General features: G+C 61.4%; 9 protein-coding genes. 6 read left to right on the plus strand and 3 right to left on the minus strand.

Annotated elements, in window-relative coordinates; genetic code table 11:
- Window positions 1–41 precede the first annotated feature (41 nt).
- The 3 genes from AB4K19_RS06960 to speB form a co-directional block, all read right to left on the minus strand.
- The gene (locus tag AB4K19_RS06960) at window positions 42–884 is read right to left on the minus strand and encodes a class I SAM-dependent methyltransferase (RefSeq protein ID WP_375227704.1); all 843 of its coding nucleotides are present in this window, start codon (window positions 882–884) and stop codon (window positions 42–44) included.
- Window positions 881–2,926 (minus strand): ASKHA domain-containing protein, encoded by a 2,046-nt coding sequence (locus AB4K19_RS06965; protein WP_436399372.1) that lies wholly within the window; start codon window positions 2,924–2,926, stop codon window positions 881–883. The genes AB4K19_RS06960 and AB4K19_RS06965 overlap by 4 nt, the downstream gene beginning before the upstream one ends.
- Window positions 2,927–3,068: 142 nt before the next feature.
- Window positions 3,069–4,052, minus strand: a complete 984-nt coding sequence (gene speB / locus AB4K19_RS06970) for an agmatinase (RefSeq protein WP_436399373.1) — start codon at window positions 4,050–4,052, stop codon at window positions 3,069–3,071.
- Window positions 4,053–4,212: 160 nt separating this feature from the next.
- Here speB and guaB point away from each other — a divergent pair, with 160 nt between their 5' ends.
- From guaB to AB4K19_RS07000, 6 genes are all read left to right on the plus strand, one after another.
- Window positions 4,213–5,661 carry an IMP dehydrogenase gene (guaB, locus tag AB4K19_RS06975; RefSeq protein ID WP_375227705.1) on the plus strand — a complete coding sequence of 483 codons (1,449 nt, stop codon included), beginning with the start codon at window positions 4,213–4,215 and terminating at the stop codon, window positions 5,659–5,661.
- 22 nt (window positions 5,662–5,683) lie between these two features.
- The gene (locus AB4K19_RS06980) at window positions 5,684–6,841 is read left to right on the plus strand and encodes an RsmB/NOP family class I SAM-dependent RNA methyltransferase (RefSeq protein WP_436399374.1); all 1,158 of its coding nucleotides are present in this window, start codon (window positions 5,684–5,686) and stop codon (window positions 6,839–6,841) included.
- Between the two features lie 204 nt (window positions 6,842–7,045).
- Complete coding sequence (locus tag AB4K19_RS06985) at window positions 7,046–9,253, plus strand: ATP-binding protein (RefSeq protein ID WP_375230860.1); 2,208 nt, start codon at window positions 7,046–7,048, stop codon at window positions 9,251–9,253.
- A 417-nt stretch (window positions 9,254–9,670) separates the two neighbouring features.
- Window positions 9,671–10,750, plus strand: coding sequence for a recombinase RecA (gene recA, locus AB4K19_RS06990; RefSeq protein ID WP_375227707.1), 1,080 nt, complete (start codon window positions 9,671–9,673; stop codon window positions 10,748–10,750).
- A 142-nt stretch (window positions 10,751–10,892) separates the two neighbouring features.
- Window positions 10,893–13,556 carry an alanine--tRNA ligase gene (gene alaS, locus AB4K19_RS06995; RefSeq protein ID WP_436399375.1) on the plus strand — a complete coding sequence of 888 codons (2,664 nt, stop codon included), beginning with the start codon at window positions 10,893–10,895 and terminating at the stop codon, window positions 13,554–13,556.
- Window positions 13,556–13,843 carry a DUF1330 domain-containing protein gene (locus AB4K19_RS07000; protein WP_375227709.1) on the plus strand — a complete coding sequence of 96 codons (288 nt, stop codon included), beginning with the start codon at window positions 13,556–13,558 and terminating at the stop codon, window positions 13,841–13,843. Before alaS ends, AB4K19_RS07000 begins: the two co-directional genes overlap by 1 nt.
- Window positions 13,844–13,875: the final 32 nt, after the last annotated feature.

Genomic DNA, 13,875 nt, shown 5'->3' on the forward strand with positions numbered 1-13,875 from the left:
TTAGGCCTGCGCCGGTCAGCCGTCAAGCAGCTTCGCCGCCCCTAAGCGCGGGCGGTGACAAAGTGAATGGATGCCGGAACACGCAGGCCTTCAGGGGTCGTGTAAGCATCCAGTGCCATCGCCAGCGCGTCTCGTACTGCGTCTTCTGTCCGGGTGTCAGCCTCTGCAAATCTGAGCGCGACCTCGGCCGGTCCGATCCGGCACATGGTCTCCGCCAGAACGCGCGGGTCGTCGCCACCGTCCAGCAGAATGTCGGCTGTTTCAATCCGGATATCCGAAAAGCCACCCGCTGTCAGATGCCCGTGCACCCGCTCAGGATCCCGGAACGCAAAGGGGCCGGGGGCATCCGGGTCAGGGCGGGGCGGCGCGCCTGTGATCGGTTTCGCCACACTGGCAGCAAGGGTGAACCACGGGTTGTCAGGTATCTGCGCCCACGCTGCAAAGCAAAGCTGTGCACCGGGCACCATAGATGCGCGGATATTGGCGAAAGCGGCATCAGAATCCGCAAAGAACATCACACCGAAACGCGATATCACCGCGTCAAAGCTGGCGGCGGGGAACCGGTGTTCTGCAACATCCGCCAGCAACAGCGAAACGCCATCATGGTCTACGGTTCGGGTGCGCGCCAGTGCCGTCATGCTGTCGGAAATGTCCGCGCCGGTAACCGTGCCCCCCGGTGCCACAAGATCCGCGGCCTGCAGGGTGCTGGCCCCGGTGCCCGAGCCGACATCAAGCGCATTCTGCCCCGGTTGCAGGCCCGCGCGGGACCACAGTGCATCCAGTACCGGCTGCATCAGCTGGTCCATCTGCACCTGCATTTCGACCCACTTGGGCCCGGCGGCATCTGACCAGAAGTCCCGCTGTTCGGTGTTGTCCCCGGTCATGCGCGCCGCCGTCTGCGGCGACCACCGGACGCGCCGCCTTCACCACCGCCGGTGTTAAAGGTCGCATCGGGCAGCGACACCAGACTGTTCAGGATCGGGAAAGGTTCAACCGCATTGGGGATCGCAGAGGCATTAACAAAATGCTCCTGGAACCGCGGTTCAATGGCTGTTTCCACTTTGTGGATGGCTCTGACGGTCGCTTCGATTCCGGCCCGCGCCCCGGTGTTGAGCAGCGCGATCCGCGCTCCGGTGCCCGCTGCGTTGCCCGCAGAGGTCACCTTGTCGAGCGGCGCATCCGGGATCATGCCCAGCACCATCGCGTGTTTGCTGGAGATATGTGCACCAAAGGCACCGGCCAGCACCACGCGGTCCACCTCGTCGACGCCGAATTTGTCCATCAGCAGACGCGCCCCGGAATAGAGTGCTGCCTTGGCCATCTGAATTTCGCGGATATCCCGGTTGGTGATGGTGATCAGGGGCCCGCCATCGAGGCGTCCGTCATGCACCAGATAGGAATAGGTGCGCCCGTCCAGGAAACAGCGATCAGAACCGGTCTGTTCCGGTGACCCGATCAGGCCCGCTGCATCGACGATACCGTGGATGCGCATTTCGGCGACCATTTCGATAATCCCGGAGCCGCAGATGCCTGTAATGCCGGTAGAGCCGGTCTCGATCACAAAGCGCGGATCGTCCGACCACATGTCGCTCCCGATGACGCGGAACCGCGGGGCTTTGGTCTCGGGATCAATCTCGACACGTTCAATAGCACCGGGGGCCGCGCGCTGGCCAGAACTGATCTGCGCGCCCTCAAAGGCAGGACCGGTCGGCGAGGAGCAGGCCAGCACCTTTTCCCTGTTTCCCAGCAGGATTTCCGCGTTGGTGCCCACATCCACCACCAGCACCAGATCATCGGATTTGTCCGGTGCCTCAGAGAGTGCCACCGCCGCGGCATCCGCGCCCACATGGCCGGCAATGCAGGGCAACAGATAGACCCGCGCAGAAGGGTGGATGTTCAGTTCCAGATCGTCGCCACGCAGCCGCAGTGCGTTGTTGGTAGTCAGCGCAAAGGGGGCCTGTCCCAGTTCAAAGGGGTCAATACCAAGGAAAAGATGGTGCATCACCGGGTTGCAGACGAAAACCGCATCGACAATCAGGCGGCGGTCCACCTCTGCTTCATCAGCGATCTGTTCAAAAAGGTCCCGCATGCCCTGGCGCACTGCGCGGGTCATTTCCGCGGCACCACCTTCGTTCATCATAGAATAACTGACCCGGCTCATCAGGTCCTCGCCAAAGCGGATCTGCGGGTTCATCAGACCGGAGGAGGCCAGCACTTCACCTGTCTGCAGGTCACACAGGTGCGCCGCGATCGTGGTCGAGCCCAGATCGACCGCCAGGCCGTAAACTGTGCCATCATAGTAACCGGGCCAGATGTTCATAATCCGGGGGTTGTTTTCGTGATCCCCCAGATGCACCGCGACAGTGACTTTCCAGTCGCCCTTGCGCAGGATCGGCTGCATCTCCTGCAGGATATGCAGATCGGCGGTGACGTTCTCCAGCTCCCACTGGTCACGCAGTGCATCGCGCAGTCGTTCAAGATCGCCGGACGGGTCGTGCATGTCCGGTTCCTGCACTTCGACGTAAAAGAGTTTGGTTGACGGATCGAGTGTGATGTCGCGCACTTCGGCCCGTTTGCGCACCACCTGTTTGTGCACCTGACTTTCGGGCGGCACATCGATCACGACATTGCCCTGAACCGTGGCCTGACAGCCCAGCCGCCGGCCGTCGATCAGCCCGCGCTTGTCCTTGTAGCGCTGTTCCACCCTGTTCCATTCCGACAGGGCGTCCGCTTCGACGGTGACGCCGTGTTTGGAAAACTCGCCATAGCTCGGGGTGATCTGACAGCGCGAACAGATACCACGCCCGCCACAGACAGAATCGAGATCCACACCCAGCTGCCGCGCAGCTGTCAGGATCGGTGTGCCCACGGGAAAATGCCCCCGTTTGCCGGAAGGGGTAAAGACGACAAGGGGATCGCTGGACATCTTGGTTCGGTCACCTGTTATTTTTGGTCTGACAACAGTCTAAGGAATTGCGCGCCGCTAAACTGCTGATCTGCGTCACATAATGCACCCCGCGCGGCATTGCCCGCCAGAAATCGTCATGAAGGTTATGAGCAGCGGTTGATCAGCCCAACGCAGGGTTGTGCGCACGGGCATGAAAGATGAACCCCAGAAGGTTCAGCAGCACCTGTGCCGCAAGGATCGACGTGGACCCTGTGGGGTCATAATCCGGTGCTACCTCGACCAGATCAATCCCTGCGACGCGGTGGTTCTGCGCGACGCACTGCAGGAGTTCCAGAACCTCGTAATAGAGAAAGCCACCGTGGCTGGGCGTACCGGTCCCCGGGGCGATCGAAGGACAGAAGGCATCAATATCGATGGTGATATAGATGTCCGCCCCTGCCGGCAGATGCGCAAGCACCCCGTCGCGACCCATGGCGCGGGCCTGCCGCACCGAGATGATGCTGGATCCCATCGCGCGGGCATCGGCATAGCCTTCCTGAGCGGTGGAGCTGACATTGCGGATACCCACCTGCGTCAGGCCGGTGACATAATCCTGTTCCGCCGCCCGGCGCATCGGATTGCCGTGACCGTGACGCACGCCGTGGCGTTCATCCACAAAATCCAGATGCGCATCAATCTGCAGGATATGCAGCGGCCGCCCGGTATATTCCGGCCCGGAAAACGCACGGATACAGGGGATGTTGACCGAATGATCTCCGCCAATCACCACCGGCAGGGCACCCGCCCGCAAAGCGGCACGCACCCCGGTTTCGATATTGGCATGGCTCTTTTCGGTGTCCGTATGCACTATATCAGCGTCGCCCATGTCCACGATGCGGACGTCGCCCGGCAGATAGGTCGCGTCGTCCTCGTGGTCATAGGCCCCGGCGTGGCCGAAACTGAACAGGGTCGACGCCTCACGCACGCCCCGCGGCCCGAAGCGCGCACCCGACCGCCATTGGGTGCCCGCATCAAAGGGCGCGCCGAGGATGGCGGCATCGGCCTGCAGCGCCTGCCAGTCCGGTTCATAGGGGCGCTTGCCAAAGGTGGAGATCCCGACAAACGGCAGATCCAGCCTGCCGCCTTCATACCCGTGTCCTGCCATGCGAAATGTTTCCTTTGATAAACCTTCCGGCCAGTTTCCTCCTGGATGGGGCCGCTGGCAATGGGGCAGGGGCCATATTTGGTGGTTTTTGCCCTTTCAATTTCTGCGGCCCCGTGAAATAGGAAACTGCCAAATGAACACTCCAGCTGCGAGGTAGACAATGGAGATTCGCGAGGCCCTCACCTTTGATGATGTACTGCTTGTTCCGGGCGCGTCCTCGGTTCTGCCGTCCACGGCGGATACGCGCACGCGGGTGACGCGCAGCATTTCCATGAACATCCCGCTGCTGAGCTCGGCCATGGACACCGTTACCGAAGGACGCATGGCCATCGCCATGGCCCAGGCCGGAGGGATCGGTGTTGTGCACCGCAATCTCAGCATCGAGGAACAGGCCCGTGAAATCCGGCGCGTCAAACGGTTTGAGAGCGGGATCGTCTACAACCCGATCACCCTGCGGGCGGACCAGACCCTGGCGGATGCCAAGGCGCTCCAGGACCGGTACCGCGTCACTGGCTTTCCGGTGGTTGATGAAACGGGCCGCGTGCTGGGCATCGTCACCAACCGTGACATGCGTTTTGCCAGTGACGACGACACGCCCGTCTCGGTGATGATGACCAACGAAAACCTCGCCATTCTGCACGAACCTGCCGACCGCGAAGAGGCCATCAGCCTGATGAAGGCCCGGCGCATTGAAAAACTGCTGGTCACGGACAAGGAAGGCAAACTCACCGGTCTGCTGACGCTCAAGGACACGGAACAGGCGGTGCTGAACCCCACAGCCTGCAAGGATGACCTGGGCCGCCTGCGCGTAGCGGCAGCAACAACCGTTGGAGATGCAGGGTTTGAACGCTCTGAGGCGCTGGTGGATGCCGGTGCCGATATGATCGTGATCGACACCGCACACGGGCATTCCGAAGGAGTTGCCGCTGCAGTGCGCCGGGCCAAGGCGCTGAGCAATGAAGTCCAGATCGTCGCAGGCAATGTCGCCACGGCCGAGGCCACACGCGCGCTGATTGACGCGGGCGCGGATGCAGTCAAAGTCGGTATCGGACCGGGATCCATCTGCACCACGCGTATGGTTGCCGGTGTTGGTGTGCCTCAGCTGACGGCCATCATGGATTGTGCCGGAGCTGCGGGCGAGACACCCGTGATCGCAGATGGCGGTATCAAATTCTCAGGCGATTTCGCCAAGGCCATCGCCGCCGGGGCGTCCTGCGCCATGGTCGGGTCCATGATCGCAGGCACCGATGAAAGCCCGGGCGAGGTGATCCTGTACCAGGGCCGTTCGTTCAAAAGCTACCGCGGCATGGGCTCGCTCGGCGCTATGGCCAGTGGTTCCGCTGACCGCTATTTCCAGAAGGATGCCGCCAGCGACAAACTGGTTCCCGAAGGCATCGAGGGTCAGGTTGCATACAAAGGCTCCGCCGGTGCGGTGCTGCACCAGCTGGTCGGTGGGCTGCGCGCGGCCATGGGCTATACCGGCTGTGCCACGGTCGATGAAATGCGCAAAAACTGCAACTTTGTGAAGATTACCGGCGCGGGCCTCAAGGAAAGCCACGTGCACGACGTGCAGATCACGCGCGAGAGCCCGAACTACCGGATCGGCTGATGCGCATCCGGACGGCAACCCAATGACACCCGGCGCGCGCGTCGCAGCCGCCATCGGTATTCTGGATGCCGTCGCGGACGGGCAGGCGGCAGAGCAGGCCCTGACCCGATGGGCACGCGCCAGCCGGTTTGCCGGATCGGGGGACCGCGCTGCCGTGCGCGACCATGTTTTTGACGTTCTGCGGCGGCGGCGCAGTGTTGCGGCCCGAGGCGGTGGCAGCACCGGTCGCGCTCTGATGACCGGGCTGCTGCGCGAAATGGGCGTCGATCCTGCCGAATTGTTTACGGGCGAGGGTCACGCGCCGGCGCCTCTGACGGCCATAGAACTGAGCAGCGGTGCAGAACCTGCGTCTTTGGCGGAACACTGGAATCTACCCGACTGGCTGGTGCCTCTGTTTCAGGAAAGTCTTGGGGACAAAGCGGGAGTTGCCGCAGCGGCCCTGATGGATCGCGCGCCAGTGTCATTGCGGGTGAATACCCGCCTTACGACTGTGTCCGATGCTGCGGCCGCTCTGGCCGAAGAAGGCATTCAGACCAGACAGCCAGCGGCATTCCCCGGCGCTTTGCTGGTCACCGAAGGTGCCCGGCGGATCCGTGGATCGAAGGCATATACCGGAGGGCACGTCGAACTTCAGGATGCGGCGTCCCAGGCAATTGTCTCAGGTCTCCCGCCTGCGCGGCGCTGTCTCGACTATTGCGCTGGCGGCGGTGGGAAATCGCTCGCACTGGCAGCAGACACCGCACGCGAAGTGACCGCGCATGACGCAAACCCACAGCGTATGCGCGATCTGCCGGCCCGGGCGGCGCGTGCCGAGGCTTCGATCACAACAATCTTTACAGAAAAACTGCCCGCCGCCACACCGTTCGACCTGGTGCTCTGCGACGCGCCCTGTTCGGGCAGCGGTGCCTGGCGGCGCGCGCCAGAAGGCAAGTGGACGCTGACGCCAGAACGCTTGACGGCACTGCAGGATACGCAGGCCGGTATTCTGCGCGACGCCGCACAGCTCACAGCGCCAGGCGGGTGGCTCGTTTACGCCACCTGTTCAGTGTTGCGGGCGGAAAATGAGGACACTGTCGCGCGGTTTCTTGATGAGAACCCGGACTGGCGATGTGCAGCAACAGACCGTTTCGACATCACGCCCGACAATGATGGGTTCTTTGTCGCACACTTGACGCGGTAATTAATCTCTACATACTCAACCCTTACGGGAGGTTGTGTGAATCGTGGTTAAGCGATGATTAAGACATCCCGCGCTTAATACGGATGTGATTCCATCCGCAGGAGTTCTGAATTGCCGCGCAGCGCACTATCCCCATCCAGACTGACCCGATTTTCCCTGCAGGCACAGCGGCGCCTTGGCACCCTTATCCTGATCGCTTTGCTGATGGGCGTTTTGGGTCTGGCGGCTTCGGATCTTCTGGCGCGACAGGCGCTTTATGCAGCGGCCAGCACCCTTGTGGTCATGAGCCTCTTTCTGCTGCTGATCGCGTATCGCCACAGACAGCAGAACGCTCAGGCGCTCAAAGTGCTCCGGGAATTCACGTTGCGGGACGGCAGCCCGACACTCGTGACAGACAGCGAGGGCGATGTTCTCTTTGCCAACCACGCAGCAAAACGTCGTTTCGACAAGGATCTGGATGAAACCCTGACGGGCACCCTGCAGACATCGCTTGCCAACCCGGCCGGAATCGTGACACGGCTCAGAACGAGGGCCGATCTGGAAGGGTCCGCCAGCGAGGCCATGGTAACCCGGCGTGGCCATGTGCGGCTGACGGTTCATCAGGCAGGAACAGACGTCTATATCTGGCGGCTGGAAGATATGCCCGCCGGATCCCCGGCGCACGAGGGTCCGGCACTGCCGATGCTGCTGATCGGACGTACCAACGCCGTTCTGTACATGAACGAAGCCGCGCGCACGCTGGCCGGCGGGCGGGTCAAAACTCTGGACCGGTTGTTCACCAACCTGCCGGTGATGCCTGGAACCGTATGCGACATCACAGGAGCCGAGGGTCCTGCACGCGTCCTTGTGGCAGAGGTGGATGCGGGCGCAGGGCGGCGCGCCCTTTACCTGCTGCCGCCTGCGGCTGAGACCATTGCACAGGATGGGTGGGCTGTATTTCAGGATCTGCCCGTGCCGCTCCTGAAGGTCAGCCCTGAAGGCGACATTGAAGCCTACAACCGGATGGCCGCCAGTCTGATCGGAACCGCACTCGAAGAGCAGGTGAGCCTGAGCGATGTCATGGAAGGGCTGGGCCGGTCCATAACGGACTGGCTGCGCGAAACCCTCGCTGGCCGCGCGGCACAGCAGTCCGAATTTCTGCGGCTGAAACGCACAGACAAGGAGGTCTTTGTGCAGGTCACGCTGAACCGTGTGACCGAAGAAAGTAAACCCGCGCTGATTGCCGTTCTCAATGACGCCACAGAGCTGAAATCACTTGAGGCGCAGTTTGTTCAAAGCCAGAAAATGCAGGCGATAGGCCAGCTCGCCGGTGGTGTGGCGCATGACTTCAACAACCTGCTGACCGCGATCTCGGGGCATTGTGATCTGCTGTTGCTGCGTCACGACCAGGGCGATCCCGATTTCAGCGATCTGGTCCAGATCAACCAGAACGCCAACCGTGCCGCCGCCCTTGTGGGCCAGCTGCTGGCCTTCTCCCGCAAACAGACCCTGCGCCCGGAAACTCTGGACATGCGCGATACGCTGTCCGACCTGACCCATCTGCTGAATCGTCTCGTTGGGGAAAAGGTAACGCTCACACTGAGCCACGACCCCGTTCTGCATCCCATCCGGGCGGACAAACGTCAGCTCGAACAGGTGCTGATGAACCTCGTGGTCAATGCGCGGGATGCCATGCCGCAGGGCGGGGAAATCCGCGTGGTGACCGAATGCACCGACCTGAAAGAGCCGCTGGAGCGTGACCGCGTCAGCGTCCCGCCCGGCCGGTATGTGACCGTCAAGGTGTCGGACGAAGGCACGGGTATTCCCCCCGATAAGCTCCAGAAAGTGTTTGAGCCGTTCTTTACCACCAAGAAAACTGGTGAAGGCACGGGGCTCGGCCTTTCTACCGCTTACGGTATCATCAAGCAGACAGGTGGATACATTTTCGTCGACAGCACAGTGGGGCATGGCACCTGTTTCACTCTGTACTTCCCGGTGATGGAGGAAAGCGAAGTCCGCGCACAGCCCGCCCCCCGGGAGGTGGTCCGCAAGCCGGTTGGCAAACATGGCGACGGTGTCATTCTGCTCGTTGAGGACGAAGCGCCCGTGCGCGCTTTTGCCAGCCGCGCGCTGCGGCTGCGGGGATACACGGTGCTCGAAGCGGATTCCGCAGAAGCAGCCCTCAAAACCCTTGAGGATCAGAGCCTGAACATCGACGTTTTTGTGACCGATGTCGTGATGCCGGGCATGGACGGCCCCAGCTGGGTGCGCGAAGCCCTCAAGGACCGGCCCGGTGTCAGGGTCGTCTTTGTGTCCGGTTATGCCGAGGACAGTTTCGGCGAAGCGCAGATGAAGATCCCCAATTCGGTTTTTCTGCCCAAACCGTTTTCGCTCAGCGACCTCACGGATACGGTTCACCGGCAGCTGCACTGAAACACGCGATTCGAGACGGGGATCTGCCGCGCGCTTGCGCGAAAAACCGACGCAGATGCCGGCTCTCTGGCACAGCACAGCATTAACTTCAGGGACCCGGGAGAATCAATCTGAGACCGTTCAGACCCGGTTTCCCGCCCCACGGGACCCAGCCACGCGACTATAAAACCGCCGGATACGCCCCCCGGCTCTCAAGCTTCTGTTTTCAATCAAAAACTCCGGGAGCCGGGCCAGAAATCCGGGTTTCTGCCGTGCCTAAACCTTCCCTTAACCTATCTGTAAAAGAATGATTTTCAGAAAATTTGATTGAAATGTTCTCTTTTTGATCTCATAAGGAACATAAGCAGAACATTAACCTTTCAGGCACTGACGGCAATTGCCGCTCCACAGTATCTGTGACACTAAGAGGAAACGAAAATGGCAACAGCAGATCTTTTGAGCATGAACAGTAAAAAGTCCGCCGACAAACAGAAGGCGCTGGATTCAGCGCTGGCCCAGATCGAACGTCAGTTCGGCAAGGGCTCCATCATGAAACTTGGCACCGAAGGTGCGGTTCAGGACATCAAATCAAGCTCAACAGGGTCGCTGGGTCTGGATATTGCGCTTGGGATCGGTGGCTTGCCGATGGGCCGGATCGTGGAAATCTACGGGCCCGAAAGCTCCGGTAAGACAACGCTCACACTGCACTGCGTGGCCGAACAACAGAAAGCAGGTGGCGTCTGCGCCTTTGTTGACGCCGAGCACGCGCTTGACCCGACTTATGCCAAAAAGCTGGGTGTGGATCTGGATGAGTTGCTGATCAGCCAGCCGGACACCGGCGAGCAGGCACTGGAGATCACCGACACGCTGGTCCGCTCGGGTGCCGTAAACATGGTTATCGTCGATTCCGTTGCGGCCCTGACACCGAAATCCGAACTCGAAGGCGATATGGGCGACAGCTCCGTGGGCGTTCAGGCCCGCCTGATGAGCCAGGCCATGCGTAAACTGACCGGATCAATCAGCCGTTCCAACTGCATGGTGATCTTCATCAACCAGATCCGTATGAAAATCGGCGTGATGTTCGGCTCGCCCGAAACGACCACCGGCGGCAATGCACTGAAATTCTATTCCTCCGTACGTCTCGACATCCGCCGTATCGGCGCGCTCAAGGACCGCGACGAGGTCGTGGGCAACCACACACGCGTGAAAGTTGTGAAAAACAAGGTCGCGGCCCCCTTCAAGCAGGTGGAATTCGACATCATGTACGGCGAGGGCATCTCCAAGATGGGCGAACTGCTCGATCTTGGCGTGGCCGCCGGCGTCGTGGACAAATCCGGCTCCTGGTTCAGCTATGGTGACGAGCGGATCGGGCAGGGGCGCGAAAACGCCAAATCCTTCCTGCGGGAAAACACGCAGATGGCGCTCGAGATTGAGGACAAAATCCGCGCCGCACACGGGCTCGACTTTGATATGCCCGAAAGCGAACGCACAGAAGACGACGATATTCTCGAGGCCTGACCTCTTTTACAAAACCGGACAGACGGGGCGTGGCGCAGGCTGTGCCCCGTTTTTCGTGCTGAATGACCGCCCCCTTGTGGACAGCCGACCGGCAGAGGGTTATCTGGTCGGCAACGCATTTTCCGTACAAAGGCCGCCGCCCATGCAGACGCTCAACGATATCCGCTCCACCTTCCTGTCGTATTTCGGCAAACAGGGGCACGAGGTTGTGCAGTCAAGCCCGCTGGTGCCGCGCAATGACCCGACGCTGATGTTTGCAAATTCCGGCATGGTTCAGTTCAAGAACCTCTTCACCGGTGTTGAAACCCGTGACTACAAGCGCGCGACGACGGCACAGAAATGCGTACGCGCCGGTGGCAAGCACAACGATCTGGACAATGTCGGGTATACCGCGCGCCATCACACGTTTTTCGAGATGCTCGGCAACTTCAGCTTTGGCGACTACTTCAAGGACGAAGCCATCCGTTTCGCCTGGGGGCTGGTAACCGAAGACCTCGGTATCGACAAAAACCGCCTCTACGTCACGGTTTACCATACAGATGACGAGGCCGCAGAGATCTGGAAGAAGGTCGGCGTGCCCGAGGACCGGATCATCCGGATCGCCACGAACGACAATTTCTGGATGATGGGCCCGACCGGTCCCTGTGGTCCCTGCACCGAGATCTTTTATGACCACGGCGATCACATCTGGGGCGGACCTCCGGGCAGCCCGGAAGAGGACGGCGATCGGTTCGTCGAAATCTGGAACCTTGTTTTCATGCAGTACGAGCAGTTCGAGGACGGGTCGCGCCGTGACCTGGCGGCACAGTCCATCGATACGGGCATGGGCATCGAACGCGTGGCGGCGCTTCTGCAGGGCACAAACGACAACTATTCAACCGACCTGATGCGCAACCTGATCGAGGCTTCCGCAGATGCGACCAGCAGTGATCCGGACGGCCCGGGCAAAACCCATCACCGGGTTATCGCCGACCACCTGCGGTCGACTTCGTTCCTGATGGCCGACGGGGTCATGCCGTCAAATGACGGTCGTGGATATGTGCTGCGCCGGATCATGCGCCGGGCGATGCGGCACGCGCACCTGCTTGGCGCAAAGGACCCGCTGATGCACCGTCTTGTGCCTGCTCTGGTCAGGCAGATGGGTGCGGCCTATCCGGAGCTGGGCCAGGCCCAGAGCATGATCGAGCAGACGCTGCTGCAGGAAGAAACACGCTTCCGCCAGACGCTGGACCGGGGGCTGAAGCTGCTTGACGACGAACTGTCCGGGCTTCCTGAGGGCGCCGATCTGCCAGGTGCAGCTGCTTTCAGACTGTATGACACCTACGGCTTCCCGCTCGATCTGACTCAGGACGCCCTGCGCGAAAAGGGACGCGCAGTCGATACAGACGGGTTTGACGCCGCCATGGCTGAACAGAAGGCCAAGGCACGCGCTGCTTGGTCCGGATCGGGTGAGGCCGCCGATGCCACCATCTGGTTTGATGTGGCCGACAAACACGGGACCACTGATTTCCTGGGCTATGACACCGAAACAGCTGAGGGCCAGATCGTTGCCATTGTGTCGGAAGGCACCGAAACAGAAAGCGCGGGCGCCGGGGACAGCATCCAGATCGCTCTGAACCAGACGCCGTTCTACGCCGAAAGCGGAGGGCAGGTTGGTGACAGCGGCACCATCACCACACCGGACGGTGTAGCGGAGATCACCGATACGCGCAAAACCGCTGGTGTGTTCCTGCACATCGGCAAGGTCATCAGCGGCACAATCCGCACCGGTGAGGCCGCGGTCCTCGAAGTCGATCACGCGCGCCGCACGGCCATCCGTGCCAACCACTCGGCAACACACCTGCTGCACGAGGCGCTGCGCGAGGCTTTGGGCGACCACGTCGCACAGCGCGGGTCTCTGAACGCGCCGGATCGTCTGCGGTTCGATTTCAGCCACACCCACGCACTGACCACCGACGAGCTCGCAACAGTTGAGGCCGAAGTGAACGCATATGTCCGCCAGAACGCCCCCGTTGAGACCCGGATTATGACGCCGGACGATGCGCGCGCGCTCGGCGCTCAGGCGCTCTTTGGCGAGAAATATGGCGACGAGGTGCGCGTGGTTTCCATGGGCACGGCCGATGGCTCCGGCAAAGGCACGGATGGCAACACCTATTCGCTGGAGCTGTGCGGCGGCACGCACGTGCGTCAGACAGGGGACATCGGTGCCTTCGTGACCCTCGGGGACAGCGCCAGCAGTGCTGGTGTCAGACGGATTGAAGCACTCACCGGAGCCGCTGCCATGGAATATCTGCGGGCCCAGGATCATCGCCTCGCAGAGGTCGCACTGGACCTCAAGGCACAGCCGGCCGACGTGCCGGAACGTGTCCGTTCCCTGATCGACGAACGCCGCGCACTGAGCAACGAAGTGGCCCAGCTGCGCCGCGAACTTGCCATGGCCGGTGGCGGCAACGCTGCGGCACCTGAAACCCGGGATGCGGGCGGCACCAGCTTCATTGCGCAGGTGCTCTCTGGCGTCACGGGCCGCGATCTGCCGCCACTGGTGGATCAGTTCAAGGAGAAACTGGGCAGCGGCGCTGTTCTTCTCATCGCGGATGCCGACGGCAAAGCAGCCGTTGCCGCCGGGGTGACCTCCGATCTGACAGACGGGCTGTCAGCGGTGGACATCGTCCGGACAGCTGTCGCGGAACTGGGCGGCAAGGGCGGTGGAGGCCGGCCCGACATGGCGCAGGGCGGCGCGCGTGACGTGGCAAACGCGGATGCGGCCATCGCGGCCGTGGAAACACTGATCAAAGGACAGAAATAATGGGCGCACTCTGGATTGCACATGTCACCGTCACAGATGACGAGTCTTATGCAAAATACGCAGCACTCGCCACCGAAGCAATTGCCGCCCACGGTGGCCACTTCATCGCCCGCGGCGGACGCTTTGTTCAGCTCGAAGGCCGCGAACGGCCCCGCAACGTCGTGGCCCGTTTCCCGGATGTCGAAACGGCTGAAAAATGCTACCACTCAGCCACGTACCAGCAGGCGCTCAGCCATGCGCGGGGCGCCTCCGAACGCGAACTGATGATCATAGAAACGAACGAATAAACCCGCCCGTTTCTTCTGGCGGGAATTATCCC

Source organism: Roseobacter phycocola, from assembly GCF_042055075.2.
Taxonomy (GTDB): domain Bacteria; phylum Pseudomonadota; class Alphaproteobacteria; order Rhodobacterales; family Rhodobacteraceae; genus Roseobacter.